Annotated in this window: 18 protein-coding genes; 11 read left to right on the forward strand and 7 right to left on the reverse strand. The window is 48.6% G+C overall.

Annotated elements, in window-relative coordinates; genetic code table 11:
- Positions 1–231: 231 nt before the first annotated feature.
- A complete protein-coding gene (locus ACNI29_RS13455) occupies positions 232–1041 on the forward strand; it encodes an ATP-binding protein (protein WP_419778882.1) in 810 nt (269 codons plus the stop codon).
- A gap of 113 nt (positions 1042–1154) precedes the next feature.
- On the opposite strand, the gene ACNI29_RS13460 is transcribed toward ACNI29_RS13455, so the two are convergent.
- Both ACNI29_RS13460 and ACNI29_RS13465 read right to left on the reverse strand, forming a co-directional pair.
- The gene (locus ACNI29_RS13460) at positions 1155–1832 is read right to left on the reverse strand and encodes a hypothetical protein (RefSeq protein WP_419778883.1); all 678 of its coding nucleotides are present in this window, start codon (positions 1830–1832) and stop codon (positions 1155–1157) included.
- 183 nt (positions 1833–2015) lie between these two features.
- Entirely contained in the window at positions 2016–2843 is an 828-nt protein-coding gene (locus ACNI29_RS13465) for a purine-nucleoside phosphorylase (RefSeq protein WP_419778884.1), read from the reverse strand.
- A gap of 108 nt (positions 2844–2951) precedes the next feature.
- On the opposite strand from ACNI29_RS13465, the gene ACNI29_RS13470 reads away from it, so the two are divergent.
- From ACNI29_RS13470 to ACNI29_RS13505, 8 genes are all read left to right on the forward strand, one after another.
- Complete coding sequence (locus ACNI29_RS13470; protein WP_419778885.1) at positions 2952–3704, forward strand: motility protein A; 753 nt, start codon at positions 2952–2954, stop codon at positions 3702–3704.
- Positions 3705–3707: 3 nt separating this feature from the next.
- Positions 3708–4457 (forward strand): OmpA/MotB family protein, encoded by a 750-nt coding sequence (locus tag ACNI29_RS13475; protein ID WP_419778886.1) that lies wholly within the window; start codon positions 3708–3710, stop codon positions 4455–4457.
- 136 nt (positions 4458–4593) lie between these two features.
- Positions 4594–4959 (forward strand): PilZ domain-containing protein, encoded by a 366-nt coding sequence (locus tag ACNI29_RS13480; RefSeq protein ID WP_419778887.1) that lies wholly within the window; start codon positions 4594–4596, stop codon positions 4957–4959.
- A gap of 20 nt (positions 4960–4979) precedes the next feature.
- On the forward strand, positions 4980–6398 hold the full coding sequence (locus tag ACNI29_RS13485) for an ATP-binding protein (protein ID WP_419778888.1): 1419 nt from the start codon (positions 4980–4982) through the stop codon (positions 6396–6398).
- A 1-nt stretch (position 6399) separates the two neighbouring features.
- Positions 6400–8652, forward strand: a complete 2253-nt coding sequence (locus ACNI29_RS13490; protein ID WP_419778889.1) for a carboxyl transferase domain-containing protein — start codon at positions 6400–6402, stop codon at positions 8650–8652.
- 246 nt (positions 8653–8898) lie between these two features.
- Complete coding sequence (locus ACNI29_RS13495) at positions 8899–9549, forward strand: biotin attachment protein (RefSeq protein WP_419778890.1); 651 nt, start codon at positions 8899–8901, stop codon at positions 9547–9549.
- Between the two features lie 72 nt (positions 9550–9621).
- Positions 9622–9975 (forward strand): hypothetical protein, encoded by a 354-nt coding sequence (locus ACNI29_RS13500; RefSeq protein WP_419778891.1) that lies wholly within the window; start codon positions 9622–9624, stop codon positions 9973–9975.
- A gap of 11 nt (positions 9976–9986) precedes the next feature.
- Complete coding sequence (locus tag ACNI29_RS13505; protein ID WP_419778892.1) at positions 9987–10550, forward strand: single-stranded DNA-binding protein; 564 nt, start codon at positions 9987–9989, stop codon at positions 10548–10550.
- A gap of 204 nt (positions 10551–10754) precedes the next feature.
- Here ACNI29_RS13505 and ACNI29_RS13510 read toward each other — a convergent pair whose 3' ends face one another.
- The 5 genes from ACNI29_RS13510 to ACNI29_RS13530 all read right to left on the reverse strand — a co-directional run bounded on the left by ACNI29_RS13510 (position 10755) and on the right by ACNI29_RS13530 (position 16543).
- On the reverse strand, positions 10755–11285 hold the full coding sequence (locus ACNI29_RS13510; protein ID WP_419778893.1) for a tetratricopeptide repeat protein: 531 nt from the start codon (positions 11283–11285) through the stop codon (positions 10755–10757).
- Between the two features lie 35 nt (positions 11286–11320).
- A complete protein-coding gene (locus tag ACNI29_RS13515) occupies positions 11321–11605 on the reverse strand; it encodes a hypothetical protein (RefSeq protein ID WP_419778894.1) in 285 nt (94 codons plus the stop codon).
- Positions 11606–12148: 543 nt separating this feature from the next.
- Positions 12149–12448: a hypothetical protein gene (locus ACNI29_RS13520; RefSeq protein WP_419778895.1), complete on the reverse strand. Its 300-nt coding sequence runs from the start codon at positions 12446–12448 to the stop codon at positions 12149–12151.
- Between the two features lie 147 nt (positions 12449–12595).
- Positions 12596–13243: a PilZ domain-containing protein gene (locus ACNI29_RS13525; RefSeq protein ID WP_419778896.1), complete on the reverse strand. Its 648-nt coding sequence runs from the start codon at positions 13241–13243 to the stop codon at positions 12596–12598.
- Positions 13244–13333: 90 nt separating this feature from the next.
- Positions 13334–16543: a DEAD/DEAH box helicase gene (locus ACNI29_RS13530; RefSeq protein WP_419778897.1), complete on the reverse strand. Its 3210-nt coding sequence runs from the start codon at positions 16541–16543 to the stop codon at positions 13334–13336.
- A gap of 240 nt (positions 16544–16783) precedes the next feature.
- Between ACNI29_RS13530 and ACNI29_RS13535 the strand changes: the two genes are divergently transcribed.
- Entirely contained in the window at positions 16784–18448 is a 1665-nt protein-coding gene (locus ACNI29_RS13535) for a peptide-binding protein (RefSeq protein WP_419778898.1), read from the forward strand.
- A gap of 2 nt (positions 18449–18450) precedes the next feature.
- On the forward strand, positions 18451–20619 hold the full coding sequence (locus ACNI29_RS13540; protein WP_419778899.1) for a RelA/SpoT family protein: 2169 nt from the start codon (positions 18451–18453) through the stop codon (positions 20617–20619).
- Positions 20620–20675 lie beyond the last annotated feature (56 nt).

The raw sequence follows: 20675 nt of genomic DNA on the forward strand, positions 1-20675 counted from the left end.
TACAAATTTTCGCCCAGGGCTTAATCCCCCTACGGCACAATTTAAGAATTGATACTAGCCTTAAACAACTAAAAGTTTTTGGGATTCTTAAACCCTTTTTTCAAAAAGGGTTTAAGGCCCCCGGCAGGGTCGCCGAAGGCATATTCAACAAAAAAGCGCATAGCGCATCAAATCCTAAGTCCCGCAGGGCCGCCGGAGGCCTACATGGCACGGCACAGGAGGATATATAAAATGAAAGTATTACGTAAGATGATCAGCATTAACGAAGAGCTTTGTGACGGTTGCGGCCAGTGTGTTCCCGGCTGTGAAGAAGGCGCATTGCAGATTATTGATGGCAAGGCCAAGCTGGTGGCGGAAAAATATTGTGACGGCCTTGGTGCCTGTCTAGGCGAATGCCCCACCGGCGCACTCAAGGTTATTGAAGTCGAAGCGGACGACTTTGATCCTGAAGCAGTTAAAGAACTGCTGACCGAGCAGGGGCGTGCAATTCCTAACCACATGCCTGAGCCTGAGAGCCTGCGTCTGGGCAGTGCTAAGCCTGCGCACGGCGGCTGCGGTTGTTCCGGTTCCAGAATTGAAGCTTTCGCTCCGGCTGCTTCTCCCTGCCAGCAGGCAAATGTGCCTACCGATGCTGAAGCAGGGCCTTCACAGCTGACCCACTGGCCTATCCAGATCAGACTTGTTCCTGCGGACGCGCCGTTCCTCAAGGGCGCAGATCTGTTGTTGACCGCTGACTGTGTGGCGGTTTCAGTTCCCGGTTACCATGAGCGTTTTCTGCCGGGTAAGAAGGTACTGATGGGTTGTCCCAAGTTTGATGACGTGGCCCTTTACGAACAGCGTTTGACCGAGATCTTTGCCACCAGCGGCCTGAATTCCATCACAGTGCTGGAAATGGAAGTGCCCTGTTGTGCTAACTTCAGCCTCATTATTATGAAGGCACTGAAGAATTCCGGTGCGGATATCCCGGCCGAGAAAATTGTTTTCACCAGGACCGGGCAGCTTAAGGCCAAGACAACTCTTGACCAGCCTGTTCCGCTTTAAAATATTACCAAGTTTCATCTACCTCCTACCAACTAATAAACAGAAACGGGGAGTTTCCGGTCAATGTGACTGGAAACTCCCCGTGGATTTTTAGGCTGGCAGAAAACAATCAGCTAATTCATGATGTCTTGCTCAAAGCTGGGCTGGTTATTGAATTCATCAGGAATGTAATCCGATTGCGGGTGAGCACTTGCTGAATCTCTTTTTTCCATAGGCCCGGAAGTGTTAACCATGGGCGTGATAAACGGGTCTTCCTTGATAGGCAACAACGATCTGGTCTTCGAGTTGAGCGGTACGGCCCAGTCCCATGAACCGAGAATTTCACCATCAGAAATTGTGGTCACTGCTGCGGTAATAAATATTTTTGTTTTTCCGACAGAGTAGGCTCCGGCAAGCACGCATTTTTCGGGCGGGGCAATATCTTTCGCCACGGGAGCCATGGGGAAACGGGAGCTGTCAGCAACGATGGCGAATCCTTGTTGGGCAATCCGTGAGGCCATTTGTTCGGTGAGGATTTTGGCAAAATCAGTTTGTATGGGGTTACTGCGAAGTCTGAACATGGTCACAGTAATCGGGGAGCCGAGAGGTAGGCGTTCCGACAGTTGGTCGGAAATTCTATCCGCAGCAGCGTAGTTGAGCTCCACCATCGGGGTGTTGTCTTCTTCGAAAAAAGGGCCGGTTGTGGGACGCTTTCCGAGATAGTCCAGAGTGCGGTCCTGAAAACCGGAGCAGGCACCAAGAGCCAGAAGCGCGGCAAGTGCTATGATTAAACTTGTTTTTCTGCCTTTCATGAAAGTTTCCTGTTTTTAAATATGAGCAATATTGCAGGAGTTTGCCGACGCTTAATCAGATGCAATGAAAATGCCACGGATCAAAAGGACCGTTTATACAGCCTATTGATTCCGTGGCTTTTTTTATTACATCGGGAAACAGGCAGATAAAGCCGGAAAACTGGCATCCCGGCCAGTCCGAAGCTAATCCATCCGGGAAATAATTTCTCTGATCAGTGCCGACATGGAAGCTGAAGATTTGGCAGCCTGTTCGATTACCGCTTCATGGGTGGTTTCGGCCATGCAGTCGGGCAGGTTCTTGTTGGTCAGGCATGCAATGCCCATGACTGCCATGCCCATGTGGATGGCCGCGATTGCTTCAATAGCGGTGGACATACCTACCGCATCAGCTCCGAGTCTTTTGAACATACGGGTTTCGGCAGGTGTTTCAAGGTTCGGCCCGGTTACCTGCACGTAGACGCCGCGTTCCAGACGGATGCCTTTGTCTTTGGCGGCGGCAACGGCGATATCACACAGGTCGCTGGAGTATACCTTGCTCATGTCCGGGAAGCGCAGTCCCCAGTCATCATTGTTGGGTCCGGTGAGCGGGGAGTGTCCGGTGAAGTTGATCTGGTCCGTGATCAGCATCAGGTCCCCGGCGTCGAACTGGGGATTGAGTGCGCCCGCAGCATTGGTGATGAAAATTCTTTTGATGCCCATCTGCCCCATAACACGGACCGGGGTGACGGCCTGCTGGGCGGTGTATCCCTCATAAATGTGGAAACGTCCACTGAATACAAGTACTGGTTTTCCTTCTATAAAGCCGTATACAAGACTGCCGGAATGTCCCTTCACAGTTGACTGCGGGAAGCCGGGAATATCGCTGTAGGGAATTTCAATTGCCGAATCCAGCTTGGTTATTGCTTCTCCAAGACCGGAGCCGAGAATGATCCCGATTGCAGAGGCTTGAAAATTATCTATCTTTTCTAGTATATGGGTGCTAATAGTATATATAGATTCCGGGGAGGTCATAGGTTATTTTACTCGTAGTTTCGGGTTTAATGTACGGATGGAGCTATCAACAGCGCCTTTTCCTCAGTCGTCCGTCTTAACTAGTAACTTAAAAGAGAACGGGATTCTATGGATTTTTCCACTTTAATCGGGATGCTGGTCGGGCTTTCCCTTGTTGTCGGTGCGATTTTTATAGGCGGGGCGGTAGATGTCTTTGTCAACGTTCCCGGTATGATGATCGTTATCGGTGGAACTTTGGCTTCCATTTGTGTTGCCTTTCCTTTTGAAGAAGTTATTCAGGCCATGGTCGCCGGATTCAAGGCTTTTTCTTCCAGAAAGGTTAAAGTCAACGAAGTGGTCAACATCATGGTCAAGGTTGCTGAAATCAGCCGTCGTGAAGGTCTGATCGCCCTTGAGAATGTGCAGACTGAAAATGTTGTGCTGCGTAAATCCTGCCAGCTTATTGCGGACAACGCTGATCCCGAACTCATCCGCGCCACTTTGCAGATTGAAATTTCTGCCATGAGAAGGCGTCATAAAATCGCTCAGGATGTATACAAACGTCTTGCAGGATTGGCTCCGGCTTTCGGAATGCTCGGTACTCTTATCGGTCTGGTCCAGATGTTGTCCAACCTTCAGGACCCCGCGTCCATCGGTCCGGCTATGGCTGTTGCGATTCTGACTACTTTTTATGGTTCCCTGCTGGCAACCCTGCTTTTTATCCCCATCGGCGCAAAGCTTAAGGCCAGAACATTGCAGGAACAACTGCATCTTGAGATCATTTTTGAAGGCGCCAAGTCCATCCTTGAGAATAATAACCCCCGTCTGGTTTATGAGAAGCTTTCTTCTTTTCAGGCACCCAAGGACAGATCAGGAGATTAAGCCATGGATGATGAACTCCTGAAAGGATCGTTGCTGGTAGGAGAGGAAGATGATGAGGATGAGCCTAATGAGTGGATAACCACTTTTGCGGATTTATCCATGCTGCTGCTGGTCTTTTTTATCCTGCTTTATTCCATGTCTGAGATTGATGCGAAAAAGTTTGATATGACTTTTCAGTCCGTCAGCAAATCCATCAGCGGCAAATTGCAGAAAATTGCCACCAGCAAGGTCTCCCGCGAAGAAGCTGGTGCCATTCTCAATCAGGTGGTCACCCGCCGGGAGATCATTAAGGCCCAGCGCAAGGTATTTGAAGACGTTAAGTACCTCCAGACTACCAAGGGTGTGGAGGGGATAATGAGCGCAAAATTCGAGGATGGGAAAATTACGATCAAACTGCCGGCCGATGTTCTTTTTGAGCCCGGACAGGTTCAGCTGAGCAAGAGAGGGCGCGTTGCCGTTAAGGCCTTGAAGAATTTTTTTGTGACGCATCCTGACCAGTATATCAACATTAAAGGATATACTGACGATACCCAGCCCAGCAGCAAGAGCAGGTTGAAAGACAATTGGGAAATTTCCTCATTACGCGCGGTAAATGTTCTGCGATACCTCATGAAAATCGGAATTAAGCCGAACAGACTCACTGCAACCGGGCTTGGAGAAATGGATCCTCTTGTTCCCAATAATTCGACGCGTAACCGCCAGCGCAACCGCCGGGTTGAATTTGTTCTGGATAAGATGATGACCGGGCCATAGAGGCACGATTGTAAAATTAATGAAAATTAAAATTTCACTTAAGCGGTAAACATGGTCTTATCGCTGGGGATTTTGTTAAGATTGCCTGTAAAAAAATGGTGATTTTGATCTATTGAATTTATGATTGGAGAGAATAATGGATATTTCGTTTGAGAGCAATTCGGCCAGAGGGGCTTTCAGGACAAGTCTTCCTGGGCTTGGCCTCAGGATTGAAGGGCGTCCCGCACCGTACAGTGTGAAGGATTTTAGTGTTAACGGTCTGGCTTTTTCTGCCGGAGAGGATTCTTTTTCAGTGGAAGAGGAGTTCAAAGTGGATTTTGTCCTTGGCAAAAAAGAGCTTTTGACCGGTCTCGATATTAAGATTGTCCGCGATATCGGTAAGGGGCTGATGGGCTGTATTTATGTCGATTTGGATAAATATCAGGAAGCCCGGTTGGATAAACTGGTGCTTGAAGTTCAGAAACGTATGATTCAGCTGCGCAAGAAAAAAGGCGTGTCTTGATAGTGGGTTGGTGTTGAGCTGTGTATAAAGGTGAACACAAGGTTCTTATCGCTAACAGGGGCGAGATTGCGATTCGTATTGCCCGGGCATGTCTTGAGTTAAACCAGAATTTTGTCTGCGTTTATACAGAGGCGGACAGCGAGAGTGGGCATGTGCGGTTTGCGCGCGAACATGGTGGAGAAGAAAGTCTTTTCCGCATCAGTTCATACCGGGACGCAAATGAGATTTTCAGTGTCGCGGACTGTAGCGGAGCCTCGGCTATTCATCCGGGATATGGTTTTTTTGCCGAAGATTTCCGGTTTGCGAGGCGGGTGATAAGACGTGAAAAACCTTTAATTTTTATCGGGCCTTCGTGGCGGGTTATTCAGGAGCTGGGCGACAAGATCAATACTAAACGATTGGCACGCAGGCTTGGTGTTCCCACTGTTCCAGGGTCCGACAGTCCTATTTATGATGAACTTGAGGCTGTCGAGCTTGCAGACAGCCTTTTTGCATTTCAGAGAGAGCAGGGCTTTCAGGCTCCTGCTGTCATGGTTAAAGCCTCGGCTGGGGGCGGGGGGATGGGCATTGAAGAAGTCAATGACCCGGATGAATTTCGCTCCGTGTACCGCCGAATACGCAACTATGCCAAACGTCAGTTCAATGATGAAGGCGTGCTCATCGAGCAGCGCATCTACGGCTTCAACCATCTGGAAGTTCAGGTGGTTTGCGAGCGCAGCGGAAAGAAACATGTTCACTTCGGAACCCGCAACTGCTCGGTTCAGAGCAGTGGAAACCAGAAGAGAATTGAGGTTGCGCCCGGTTTCGCTCCTAATGAAATACACTACATTTTCAATGCGGCCGAGGTGCTGGAAAGCATTACCGAGCACTCCCTCTCCATGGCACGGGCTGTTAATTATGATAACGTGGGCACATGGGAATGGATTGTAACTCCGCGCGGTGAGCCGTTCCTCATGGAGGTTAACACCCGCATTCAGGTGGAAAACGGTGTTTCAGCTGCAATCGCTGCCATCAAGGGTGAGCACGGTGTAAACATTATCCGTGAACAGATCAGGCTCGGACTTGGTGATCCCATAATTTACAGTCAGCAGGATGTTGAACTCTCCGGTGTGGCTATTGAGTACCGCATTATTGCAGAAAATCCGGATAAAGATTTTGCCCCGTGGGTAGGCACGATTGAGAAGTTCGGCTGGCAGGAACAGGACTGGCTGGAAGTTTATACGCAGGTTCCTACTGACCGGGCTTATGAGATTCCTACAGAGTTCGATCCCAACCTTGCGCTGGCTATTGTGCGTGGGGAAAACCTTGATCATGCTAAACGGCGGGGGCAGGAATTTTTGTCCAATCTGGTGCTGCAGGGGCAGGATAGGGCGGGCAGAAAACTTGAGTCCAATATTTCCTATTTGATCGATAAAACTTCCGGCTTGCTGGAATTTTAGTATGAATATTGATAAGCGCATCGACGCTCTTGCGGAGCGGCTAAGTTACATTAAGGACATTTTCGGGAATCTCGAAAATGCCAATATTTCCATGCTTAATTCGGAGCTTGCGGAGTTTCGCAGTCTGCGTGGGACAATATCCACTGAAAATTCTCTGGCCAGACTTCTCAGGCTTGAGGATCTTTTTTCTTTTCTTGAGTCCAAGCTGGAAAAAGATCTTACGCCCATGGACCGGGTGCGTATTGTACGTCATCCACAGCGCATCTGCCTGACTGATATTCTGGAAAATGTTTACGATAACTATACAGAGCTTGGCGGGTTGGGTGAATTCAGCATTGATCCATCTATGCTCATCGCTCAGGCTTATATCACCCGCCGGGTGGGGCAGAAGGTCGTCCATCAGCCGGTCATGGTCATCGGTCAGGAAAAAGGACACGGGCAGGAGTTCCGCAACGGTGGTTCAGTAAAACCCTGGGGTAATGCCAAGGCTCTGCACTACATGAAAGTCGCGCAGGCCGAAGGTATTCCCATCCATACCTATGTTTTTACCCCCGGTTCCTATCCGGTGGAGGATTATCCCGGCGCGGCGCAGCAGATTGCTAAGAATCTTTATGAGATGGGCCAGATTGATGTGCCTATTGTGTCCATTATTTCCGAGGGTGGGTCAGGCGGAGCTGAAGCTATCGGTTTTGCTGACCGCAGGCTCATGCTTTCCCACGGCTACTATTCCGTTATTTCCCCCGAAGGAGCGGCGGCAATCGAGGCCAATCTTCGCGACGGCAGCCGGGTTGACGATTCGCTTATTGCCGGGTGCGCCCGCAAACTCGGCATCACAGCCGAAGAAAATCTTTCCATGGGTTATATTGACCGGGTGATTCAGGAACCCCATCTCGGGGCCAAGCCCGCCAGTTATGATTTTTTCCGCAATTTGCGGTCGGAAGTTATCCGGGCCACCAACGAGGTCTGTATTTCCGTGAAAGGGCTTAAGCTTTTCCGGGCCATGGCTCTCAAGCAGAAAGGTCCGGAAGAGGGCGAGGATGTTTTCATGCGCTGGGCACTCAGCTCACGAGCCCGTGCGCGGTTGGTCGATAAGCGGTATGAAAAATTCCGCAATCTTTCCACAGATGCCTATATGGATCAGCGGTCATTTTTCCTTAAGATGGGCGCGGCTGTGCAGGGTGTGGCCTGGTCTACCAAGTCGCTATTTGTTTACAATCTTGTGGGACGTACTGTGCGTGCGGCCAAGCAGGGTATGGAAGAGATTCAGGCCGAGGCCCATCTGGTTAAGGAACGTACTGCGCGGCTCCTGAAAAAAGGTCAGCCCGGTAACGGTTCATCACCGAAAATTTCCAGCGATGTGCGTGAAAAGCTGCTTTGCCTATCTACCTCTGACCAGTCACCATGCTTTGAGGAAGGACGCTGGAAGTACAGCAGCCCCAAATGCAGGGATGACCGTACCTTCACCTGTCCCAACTCTGCATCCGAAGGTTGTCTTGATCTCTGGGCTCCGGATCTTTTCGGCGATTTTGCCGGGGTATGCAGCAATTGCGGGCACCATTTTCCCATGGAATATCAGTGGTATCTGTATAATGTTTTCAACTATGCCGAGGGTTTTGAATTCAATTCCGGCATAGAAGCTGCCAATCCACTCGGTTACGAAGGGTTTGATCTCAAGCTCGATGAGGCCCGCAAGAAGACCGGGCTGCGTTCATCCTGTATTACTTTTGAGACCCGTCTGGATGGGATTAATGCCGTGGTTATCTGCCTTGCTGCTCCTTTCCGGGGTGGCTCTGTCGGGGCTGCCGAAGGAGAGAAGATTATCCGGGCTGCAGAACGGGCACAGCGTAAGCAGTTGCCGCTTATTTTTTATGCGCATGGAACAGCCGGGATTCGTATTCAGGAAGGTACAAATGGTGTTTTGCAAATGCCTCGTTGTACTATGGCCCTTCGCCGTTACGTTGATGCCGGTGGGTTGTATCTTGTCATTTATGATACAAATTCCTACGGTGGGTCCGTGGCCAGTTTTCTGGGCTGTTCGCCTTACCAGTTCGGCATTCGTTCTTCGAAAATCGGTTTTGCCGGACCGCGGGTTATCACTGAAACTATCGGAATTCCCGTGCCTCCTGATTACCACAATGCATGGAATGCACTTTCTCGGGGACACATTCAGGGTATCTGGGACCGCCGTGAAATGGCCCGCAATATCGGGCAGGCCTTCATGACCATGGGGGGCCGGAATTTATATTATAGGTAGGATGGCTTCACGTTTTGTTTTAGAAATTGTGCGAAGCTGTTTGGAATATACCTTCGTTTGTGTAGGTTCTTATCGTATCTGGATTTCTGTGTTAGGGAGTGTCGCAGCAGGTTGACTTTGCCTGATAATGTCTGCAAATTGCCCGGACCGGATTCTGGTTTCAAGGTTTCCGGTTTTTATATGTAAGAAAATGATATTCGCCCATTGTGGCGGAATATAAGTGAAAATAATTCAGAGGTTTATATAATGCTTAATATTAAGGAACTGCTTGAAGAAATCAAGGCTTCTCCCTATGAAGAAATTGAAATCTCCGTTCCCCATACCGGAACTGTTGAATTTTCCGGACTCAAAGTAGGGGATAAAGTTAATGGTCCTTCCGGTGAATGGAAAGAAAAACCCGGCACTGTGCTCGCTAAGCTTACCCGTGAGCGTAATACCAAAAGTATTACTGCTCCTGAGAAAGGTGAGATTGTTGCCATTCGTGAAGATCTGGAAGGCAGCTTTGTAGAAGCCGGTGAAGTGCTGATCAAAATCCGCCACTTTCTTTCCAAAGAAGAAGTTATTCAGCTGATTCTCAAAAAAGCACTGTTCCTGTTCAATGCTCCCGAAAAAGCCAAATATTATTTCACCCCCGAAGTTGATGCTAAAATCAAAGGCTCCGGTGAACGTTCTGTCAAAGTTACCGAGGGTATGGATTTGTTCATTGTTTCCCGTATGAAAAGGGAAACCCCGCTGAACTACAGCGGTCCCGAAGGCCTGATTTACTCCGTTTACTTCCATAACGGTGACAACGTTGATGCAGCGCAGCCGCTGATCGGGATCTGCCCCGCTGACCAGCTCAAGCAGATTCAGGAAGTGGTGAACCGAGTTCAGAGTGAATGGGAAGAGGTTGATTAATAAGGGCTTTTGCCTTTTTAAATCTTGCCATTGACGGACTCTTTTTTTCCGTATTAATAAAGGATTTTTGACATGGGTAATGTTCTTCAGATCAGGGTCATGGCACGCACATATGATGAGGCGGAAGTTGAGAAAAAATGGCCTTATCTGGTTGAGACTGCATGGGAACAACCGCACGTTGAAGGCCGTCCGCACGGGGTTATCGAACTTGTCGAGGACCTTAAGGACAGGCTGGAGTTGGGCATGATCCCGGATGAAAAGGCCGATGCCATGGCGGATTCGATCCGTAAGGCTTACGATCTAAAATTGCGCATGGAAAAAGCTCTTGGCGACTGGAAGGCTTCGGAAGCCAATACTATCAGCTACGATCTTGAAGACGAGCTGAGTTCCGCGGAAAAAATCGCATCCAAAAGAAAATTCAGATAATGGGGGCCTAAATGGCTGGAAGCATGAATAAAGTAATTTTGATAGGCCGTATCGGGCAGGACCCGAAACTTTCATATACAACATCCGGTCAGGCTTTTGCAAACTTCTCAGTTGCTACTGACGAAGGTTACAAAGACCGCAACACCGGACAGAAGGTTGATAAGACCGAATGGCATCGTGTTACCGCATGGAGACACACTGCTGAGTTCGTGGGCAAGTATCTTTCCAAAGGCCGACTGGTTATGGTTGAAGGTAAATTGCAGACCCGCAAATGGCAGGATCAGAACGGTCAGGACCGCTACACAACTGAAATCGTTGCTAACAATGTTCAGGGACTGGACAGCAGACAGGATGCAGGCGGTTTTCAGGGCCAGCAGCAGGGTGGATACCAGCAGCAGGGCGGTGGTCAGTACAACAACAACCAGCAGCAGGGTGGCGGCTATCAGGGTCAGCCCCAGCAGCAGCAGTACAACAACCAGCAGCCTCAGCAGCAGGGCGGCGGTTTTCAGGAAGAAGAGGATCTCGGTCCTGCATTCCCTTCCGAAGCCAGCGGTATGGACGAAGTTCCGTTCTAAGCAGGCTTGCAAACCAGCAAAATCAAATCCCCAATCTCAACGAGATTGGGGATTTTTTTATTCCAAAGCAGAATTTATGAAAACAGAGCAGCGAAGCCCAAATAATAGTTTTTGAAGAGTTCAGAGAAACTTTTCCAATAAATTTTTTTGGTCCCGCTGAAAGTGCCTGCCGGGAGGCTCCCCCGAAGGGTAACTGCAGGTATTTTATCTAGGCAATTCAGGAAACATTTCTTTCACGATAGCTGAGGCTTCCTGTGTAGCCATGATAGCGCCGAATTCACTGGTGAAGGGTTTCAGCTCGTCGATGAGAAACGGGAGGTCTTCTATGCAGGCTTTCGCGGAGCTGAAAGGCATCGGGCCTTGCCCTGTTGCATTTGTCGTCTGCTGCTCCATCTGCGCATCTTGGGCCATATCAACCTGTTCGAGAGGCTTTGACTGGTACAGATGGCACGAGAGCTTCCATGCCACCTGCAGGTCTCTGTATGCTTTACGATATTCTTTTAGCGAGGTGTAGGCCTGTCCACGAAGCATGAAAGCCTGCGCTTTCTTTTCTTCTGTGTAGTCGGAATCAATTATGTCGGTCAGCTTTGCAACTGCTGCATCATATTCTTTTTGTAGAGCGTAAACGTGCGCCTGCTCAATTGGTTTATAGAAAAATGAGCATCCCGGCGCAGCCAGCAGTAGCATGATTAGGACGGCGGTCAGGCTGCGGAATGTTTGTGCAGTTGCATTCATAATGAAAGATTATCGCACAGCCTGAGGCCGGGTGTCTACGGATTAGGCAGCACTACTCGTTGCCGTTCATCGCAGTCACCTACGATCGTATCGATTTCTGCTTTCTGGTCTGGCTTGATGTCCAGAAATTTGACCCTGTAACCGCAGGAGCATTGCGTTTTGTTTTGCTCTGTGCATATTCCGCAAAAAATTGGGAGTCTGTTTTTTAATGAGTATATCTTCAGGTTCAGGAAATTGTTGTCTTTGAGGTCCGCGTCAGTGTGGAAGAAGCAGCCTTCAGCACAAAGATGATGCACTGCACCGTTGACACTTTTAGACATTGCGGGGTCATTTTCGAAACTAATTTCAATCGGGATATTTACATTTATTGGGCATGACGATTTTGCAAGCCTGCATTTTCGGTTCAGGCAGTCGCATATGAAGTTTTCGTGGTCGTCTAAGAAGACAGTTTCTTTATGTTTTTCTATGCTTCTGATGGTAGGTATTGCTTTTGAAATGCTTAGTATCCGGTTTCGCTCTCCGCATGGGGTCTGCATAATTTTCCGCACATCAAGAATCATCCCGGAATATTCTTTTTCCAACATCGTGTTGCAGAATTTCATAGGGCAGGAACAAAACTTAAGTTCCATATATTTCGAAATACTAGAATCAGAATATTGCTCAGGATTGTCGGTGTAGATGATGACCTGGTTGTTTTGGTAACTCATTTTACTCCACCAGATTTATAGCTTGTAGGGTGTAATAAACACGGGAGAAACCTGTTCACCTGCAGGCCGGAGCAGGTGTCGGAGACGGACTTCCCTTCACACGATCAAGTGGAAAGTCTGGCCAGGTTTCATCCCGTGAAATAAGGATTTATTCGCCTAGCCTACGAAATCAAAATGGCAGGGGGGAATAGATATGTGCATGTCTGCGTCTATTTCCGGTAGATGAAAAAGAAAGTAGAGGTGCTTTGAGGGAGGCGCGATAAAGAGATTGCCTTTCATGTGTGCTTTGATAATGCCTTCTGGAAGGCCGTGTTTTGCTGCCTGTTGTTTTATGCCCATGCCGATCAGAATCATTGCTTCCTTTTTGAACTGGACTTCAAACAGTGAAATTCTGACCGCTTTTCGTTCATTGAGTTTTACCTCTGCGCATCCGCACATTGAATCTGGGATAAACATATGCTCCTCCGGTTTATTGTTATGATTTGAAGTTGAGTTTCAATATCAATTAAATTTTAGACAGCTTGTTGTCAACAACAAAAGGAAAAATGTTGAGAGTATGATTTTATGTTGTGTTGGGAAAAGCAGTCAGGCTTTATGCTGATTTTATATATGAGGCTTGATCAATTTATTATGAATCTGCTTGGACTGGTCAGGTTTAATATCCATGAACTGGATTCCGTATCCGTATATTCCGCTTTGAGGAGTACTGCTCCAGCGGATTCCACCGCAGATGGGCAGCTTGTTGTCGATATCATTTATGCGGATGTTTACAAGGTGGTTATCAGAAAGATCGGTGCTTGTTTTCATGAAGCACCCGTACTCGGAGAGGTTGACGATCATTGCTTTGTATTCCTTTGCCATGACATGGTCATCCTCATAGCTGATTATGACAGGTAGTTCTACATTGATACGACGATGGCGACGAAGTTGGGCTTTGGTTTTGAGGGTACAGTCATTGTAAAATTGGTCAGGGTCATCAACATAATAAGCGGCATTTCTGTTGACCCGAGTGCGCATGAGCGGCTTTGCGGAAGCCATGGTAAATATCTTGTTGCGCTCACGTGATGGTATATCCATAACCTTTTTCATCTCAAGGAGCATGCCGGAAAAGTCTTTACTTAAGGCTTCGCGAAAAAAATGTTCCAGTTCAGTGCAGAACTTTATGTCCATTTGTGAGTGGGTCTGTAAATTACGGTAGGGAAGCTGGTTATCAGTGAAAGCAAGAATGGATAATTTGATTGCTTTGTTCATGGGGTCCTCCTGAATATAAAAAGCCCGGAACCAATGTCTGGTTCCGGGCCAATTTAATCATGAGGAATGATTTAGAGTGTTACATTTGAATTAAATTTCAAACAACATTTCGAGATCGTCACGGGTAAGTGACTTGAGTGCAGACTGGCCGGGGATAATGGCATCCGCTACGCTTTTCTTCATTTCCTGCAGTCCGAGGATTTTTTCTTCCACAGTATTCTGGCAGATCATCTTGTAGGCGAAGACCTGACGTTTCTGGCCGATACGGTGGGTTCGGTCAGTAGCCTGATTTTCCACTGCGGGGTTCCACCACGGATCGTAGTGGATAACGTAGTCGGCAGAGGTCAGGTTAAGGCCGGTACCACCCGCTTTCAACGAGATGAGGAAGATAGGGATATCCGGGCTGTCATTAAAGCGGTCGACCTGTTCGAAGCGGTCCTTACTGGAACCGTCAAGATAGGTAAACGGGATGTCCTTAATGGTCAGCCAGGAGCGGATCACGTGCAGCATCTGGACGAACTGGGAGAAGACCAGAACCTTGTGCCCGCCTTCGACAATATCAAAGATGAGATCCTTGAAGGCATCGAATTTACCTGAGGGCAGGTTGGTGGACAGGCCGGGCATATCCAGCTTGAGCAGACGCGGGTGACAGCAGATCTGGCGCAGCTTGAGCAGGGCGTCGAGAATAGACATCTGACTTTTGGCCATGCCTTTTTCGTCCACGTCTCTGAGAACCTGATCTTTGAGGCGCTTGGCAAGGGCGTTGTAAAGTTCGCGCTGTTCCTCGATGAGATCGCAGTAATGGACGGTCTCGATTTTAGGCGGCAGGTCCTTGGCCACCTCGGATTTAGTACGGCGCAGGATAAACGGTTTCACCCTTGTGCGCAGGTAGTTGAGGGTGTCTTCGTCACCATCCTTGATGGGTTTGACGATACCGCGCTGAAAAGCGTGCTGTGAACTGAGGAAGCCGGGCATAAGGAACTCGAACAGGGACCAAAGCTCAAAGAGGTTGTTTTCAATGGGCGTACCGGAAAGGCAGAGGCGCATATCACTCTTGAGTTTGCGCACCGACTTGGCGGTGATAGTGTTCGGGTTCTTGATGTTCTGTGCTTCATCAAGAATTACAGAAGTATATTCGTGCTTGAGCAGCTCTTCAAGATCACGGCGCAGCAATGCGTAAGTGGTGATTACGATTGTGGAGTCCGGTATTTTCTTGAACAGATCCTCGCGTCTTGATCCGTAAATGGTCAAGACCGGTAGGTGCGGACAGAATTTCTGCGCTTCACGTTCCCAGTTGGGCATAACCGAAGTCGGTACAATAATCAGGTTCGGTCCGGTAATGCCCCGTTCGTACAGGGAAAGGATGAAGGACAGGGTCTGGATGGTTTTACCTAGCCCCATTTCATCTGCAAGGATACCGCCGAACTTGTAGTCGCGCAGGAAGTTCAGATAGCTCAGGCCCTGTACCTGGTAGGGACGCAGGGTGGCATTCAGAGCCTTGGGCTGGTTGAGCATCTTGATTTCATCGAAGTTGTGGATTTTCTCACGCAGCTTGACGAAATGTTCGTCGGTTTTTGCGTCGGGAAGGTCCTCGATGATTTTATCCAGCACGGGAGTTTCATACTGCTCGAACTGCTGGCGCGGAGGCTGCTCGGGATCGTAACCGAGTGCCTTGAGCTTGTGGCTGAGTTTTTTGAGCCACGATTCCGGCAGGCTGGTGTATGAACCGTCTTTGAGCTGGACGTATCGTTTGCCCTGACTCCATGCTTCCCATATTTTTTCAATGGGGACGCGCTGGTCATCGTATTCGACATTGATGTCGAGGTTGAACCACTTATTATCTTCATCGGTCTCAACTTCAGCGACAATCTGCGGGGAGGTGAGCCTTACCTTGTAACGGGTCAGGTTCTTCTCTCCGTAGATCCGGTAAGCTTCAACCAGCTGCGGGTAATGGTCGAGCAGGAAGGTGATAGCTGCTTCCTGTTCCATAAACCATATGGAGTTGTTCCGCGGCTGGAAACCCATGTCTCGAAGCTCGGCAAAGAGCTGTGCTTCCTCGTCCTGGGCACGGCGTACCAGATAGGATTTCTCGCCATCTTTGTAGCTGCCGGTCTGCAGGTCGGGGTTGGGTTCGCCCATGGAGATTTCCCCATGTTCGGTCTCGTAAATATTGTCGACCCTGATGGTCAGCAGAGAGCCTTCCTCGTTGAGGTAGAGCTTGGGATTGAATGTAGCCGGAACAAAGAACGGCTGCATCTTCTCAAGGAATTCCTCATGGTCATGCAGGTCGGAAACCGGAATCTGGGTCCATACGCGGTCAAGGAATTCCGGGATCTCTCCGGGAGGAATAACCGGGTTCTGGATGCGCATTTCCTGCACCAGTTTAGGCGCGAGGGTGGTCTGGACGGGGTAGAAACCCTGTTTCCAGTATACCCAGAGCGGGAGGCGGCCATAGAAAAATACTTCGTCATCATCCATAATAGAGAAAGGCGGCTTGCCTTCGTCGGAAAGGAGAATGTCGAAAGAGAGGCCTTCCTCGGAAAGTTCCGGGGAGAGCTTAAGCTGCATGGTCCTGCTTTCGATGCGGATTGGAATATCCGTGTCTCGCAGGAACATGTAGTATTCATCTTTAATGGCTGTGAAGAACCATGCATGCAGGCCGGAAGGAATTTCTACCCGGTGGCCGCGATAATCAAGGTAGTGCCCGATCTGTTCGGCTACCTGTGGCAGGCTGGGGGAGGTTTCGCTCCATTCCGGTTTATCAATCACATTCTGCAGTTCTATTTCATTCTGCACCTGTGAGAGGCCGGATTTGTTCTGGCGGGCACGGAAAAGTGCCACCTGCAATCTTTCCGGTTCCGGATACATGCGGTAAAGAATGTAGTGTTTGCCTGCTTCCGGTTCCAGTTCCGTTGCGAAAAAGGAACGGAAATTCTGGCGCCAGTCACTCTGCTTCTGGTTTTCAGCCTTTTCTTCCTCGGAATCGAGGGAGAGAAGCAGTTTCAGCGCGGCAGCACCTACATGTTTGCATACGCCGGAAAATGATTCCGGGCAGTTGCAATAATGGTTAATGCTTTCCTCGGCTAGGTTGAGACCCAGCTCCGAGGAGTAGTTTTGAAAATCGTCGCCTTGAATGGAGGCATCAACGTCCCAGTACCTTTCGCGCTTTTTAAGGTCTAATTTTTGGACCCCGTCAGAGTTAACGATAGTGCGCGCACCGTCCAGAATGTATTCCGGGACAGTGTCCGAGACAAATGATTTGAGAATTGACTTTACTACAGCTTCTTCGTTTTGAGACATAATAACATTTTCCCCGAACTGTAACTTTCCTTAGTTAATTATATCTTATATGAAATAAATGTCTTATATAAATAATAGATTGAATTGAATCGCTTTCGCTGAATCCGTAAGGTAAAAAGCGCTTCCGGTCAATCTGTATCGGTTGATTACTTGGCTTTTAATCCACAATAGTCCATACTGCATATATTATCAATGTAGTTGGCTTAATGAAAGATTTTTATTCAAAAAAATAAGGATAACATGAATAGATTGATTGTAGTTCTGGTGATCCTCTGTTGTCTGGCGGTGTTTCCCGCCTGTTCACAGGATAGTGCTCAGGATTCTCCTAAAAATAAGGTTTCAGCCCCGGTTGTGGAGAGTCCCGATAGTTCTGAACCGATTTATGGAGGGAGGCTTACGGAACCTGCTCTGGCTGAGCCCATGTGCCTTATTTCAACCCTTTCCACTGATGCGGCCAGTCACGCAGTCGCCAGTAAGATATTTGTTTCTCCGCTTAAATACAATAAAGATATTGAATTAGTTCCATACGCAGCAGAATCTTTTGAAGTTCTGGAAGGTGGAAAGCTGCTTAAATTTAAGTTGCGTGAGGATATCAAGTGGTTTGACGGAGAACCCCTTACCGCCGAAGATGTTGAGTTTACGTATAAAATGATGGTTGATCCGGATACGCCGACCGCATATGCCGGGGATTTCCAGAATATAAAAGAATTTAAACTGACCGGGAAATATACTTTCGAAGTGCGTTACGATAAAGTATTCGCCCGTTCCCTGATTACCTGGGCCTCGGATATTCTGCCCAAGCATATTCTTGAAAATGAAGACCTGAATACTACAAAGTACAGACGCAATCCGGTAGGTGCAGGCCCCTATAAACTTAAGGAGTGGGTTCCCGGACGACGATTGATACTTGAGGCTAACGATGATTATTTTGAGGGGCGGCCCTATATTGATGAGTTGGTCTACCGGGTCATACCCGATCTTTCAACTCAATTCCTTGAGCTTAAAAGTGGTAGTCTCGACAACATGGGACTGACACCGCAGCAATACCTTTTTCAGACCAAGAGCGCGAATTGGGAACGTGATTTTAATAAATTTAAATATCTTTCCTTTTCTTATTCCTATCTCGGATTTAATATGGAGAGTCCTTTTTTCAAAGATGTGCGGGTCCGTCGGGCCATAAATTACGCCATTGATAAAGAGGAAATAGTTAAAGGTGTGCTTCTCGGCCTTGGGTATCCGGCTATGGGACCATACAAACCCGGGACATGGGTGTATAACGACAAGCTCAAGCCTTATGGTTACCATCCTGAAAAAGCAAAAGCCTTGTTCAAGGAAGCGGGTTGGGCTGACACAGATGGAGACGGTATTCTGGATCGGGATGGCAGGCCGTTTTCCTTTACTATTCTTATTAATCAGGGAAACTCCTTGCGTATTAAGGCTGCAACAATTATTCAGAACCGTCTGAAGGGGGTCGGAATAGAAGTTAAAATCAGGACTGTGGAGTGGGCGGCGTTCCTTAATGACTTTATTTTGAAAGGTCGTTTTGATGCTACTTTACTTAGTTGGAATATATTGCAGGACCCTGATAGCTATACTGTCTGGCATTCATCCAAGGCCGTAGACGGCGGACTTAATTTTATCAAATATAAAAATAGCGAGCTTGATGAATTACTGGATCGTGGGCGTTCCACTCTTGATCAGGCTGAGCGCAAAGTCATATATGACCGCATTCAGGAAATAATGCATGAAGAGCAGCCGTATTGTTTTCTTTATGTTCCCATGGCCCTGCCGATTTACAGCAGCCGGATTAAAGGTTTGAAAGTGGAACCCGCTGGTCTGGGCTACAATGCCGACTGGTGGTGGATTCCCGCACAATTACAGAAGAAACCGAGTTTACAGCAGTAATTATGATACGCATTAATGAAATCACTGACGTTGTCAGTTCCTATATTGATGACCCTGATCTGGACCTGATCCAGCGGGCTTATGTTTTTTCCGCACGGGCACATGAAGGGCAAGTGCGTCTTTCCGGTGAACCTTATCTTGCCCATCCCTTGCATGTGGCCAAGATTCTGGCTGACATGCGCCTTGATGAGCCAACTGTGGCCGCCGGCCTGTTGCATGATACAGTTGAAGATACCGATACCACCATTGATGAGATTGCTGATCTTTTCGGTGAAGAAGTTGCTGATATTGTTGACGGTGTGACCAAGATCAGCATGATGGATTTTGAATCCAAGGCCATCGCCAAGGCGGAGAATATCCGTAAGATGATTCTGGCTATGGCGGAGGATATCCGCGTGCTTATGGTGAAGCTGGCCGACCGTCTGCACAACATGCGCACCCTTGATTTTCAGAAGAATTACAAGCAGCTGCTCATTGCGCAGGAAACTATGGATATCTATTCCCCGCTTGCCAACAGGCTGGGGCTGTACATGGTCAAGCGCGACCTTGAGGACCTTTGTCTCTTCTACCTCAAGCCGGATGTATATCAGGATATTACTGACGGTCTGGAGCGGCAGCACACTGTCGGAAAAGAATATGTGGACAACGTCATCGGATTGCTAACCGGTATTCTTGAAAATAACGAGATTGAAGGTCGCATCAAAGGACGGACCAAGCATAAATACAGCATCCACAAGAAGATGCAGCGTCAGGGCTTAAGCCTTGATCAGGTTCATGACATCATTGCGTTCCGGGTAATCGTTGATTCCGTGAAGGACTGTTACTCCGTGCTCGGTCTGGTCCATTCCATGTGGAAGCCTGTATCCGGCAAGTTCAAGGATTATATTTCCATTCCCAAGGCCAACATGTACCAGTCCCTGCACACCACGGTCATCGGACCGGAAGGTGAGCGTATCGAGATCCAGATCAGGACCGAAGAGATGCAGCAGGTAGCAGAGTACGGTGTTGCCGCGCACTGGCAGTACAAGGAATCCGGTAGGAGTGATTCCAAGCAGAACCGCGATGCCGAGCGTTTTTCATGGCTCAGGCAGATTATGGATTGGCAGCGGGAACTTGAAGACCCCCGCGAATTCATGGCTTCCTTGCGTTTCGATCTCTTCAACGATGAGGTCTATGTGTTCACCCCGGCAGGGGAGATCAAGGAATTGCCGGACGGTGCCACCCCGGTGGACTTTGCTTTCGCAATTCACACCGAAGTCGGTAACCACTGTACCGGGGCCAAAGTTAATGGCCGCATGGTTCCGCTTAATTCGGTACTCAAGAATGGTGATACCATTGAAGTCTTCACCGATAAAAAGCGTAAGCCCAGCCGCGACTGGCTTAAGTTTGTAAAAACAGCCAAGGCCCGAACCCGCATCAAGCACTATATCCGCACCGAGGAGAGGACCCGTTCCATTATCCTTGCCAAGGAACTGCTTGAAAAAGAAGGGCGCCGCATGAATATTAATGTGGCTAAGGCCATGAAAGACGGTTACTTCATCATGCTGGCTGATGAGTTTAACTTTGGGCATGTTGACGATCTGCTCTCAAATATCGGTTACTCACGCATTACTCCGCGTAAGGTGCTGGGGAGGCTGCATGCTATCCTTAACGAAGCTGAGGGTATTGAAGAAGAACCAAAGCAGGAGCAGCAGCATCAGGAACATGACGGGGATAAAAGTAAAGGCGTAGCCAGCTCTATCGACATCGAAGGTGTGGATAATGTTCTGATTCGTTTTGCCGGATGTTGTACTCCGCTGCCCGGTGAGCCGATTATCGGTTACATCAGCCGTGGGCGTGGAGTTGTTATCCACTCCGCCACCTGTCCGAATATCAAGAGCCTTGAAGAGGAAAGGTTGCTGAATGTTTCATGGACCGGCGGGCAGGAAGAATCCCAGCACCCGGCTCAGATCCGTATCCGCTGCCGTAACAGCAAGGGTATGCTGGCAAAGATTTGTACCGTGCTCACCGAGATGGATGTGAACATTGATTCCGGTGAATTCAAGTCCGACCTCGACGGTAGTTCCGTATTGGAATTCACAGTTGAAGTTACCGACCTCGGTCACCTGCATCGTTCCCTGAATAAACTCAAGACCATTGAGAATGTGCTGGAAGCTACTCGTTTAAGTTAAGCATCCACCATCATAGAGAATAAAAACTCCCGCTGAACCAGGTTCGGCGGGATTTT

The organism is Maridesulfovibrio spiralis (SeqCode) (genome assembly GCF_048571135.1).
GTDB lineage: Bacteria > Desulfobacterota > Desulfovibrionia > Desulfovibrionales > Desulfovibrionaceae > Maridesulfovibrio > Maridesulfovibrio spiralis.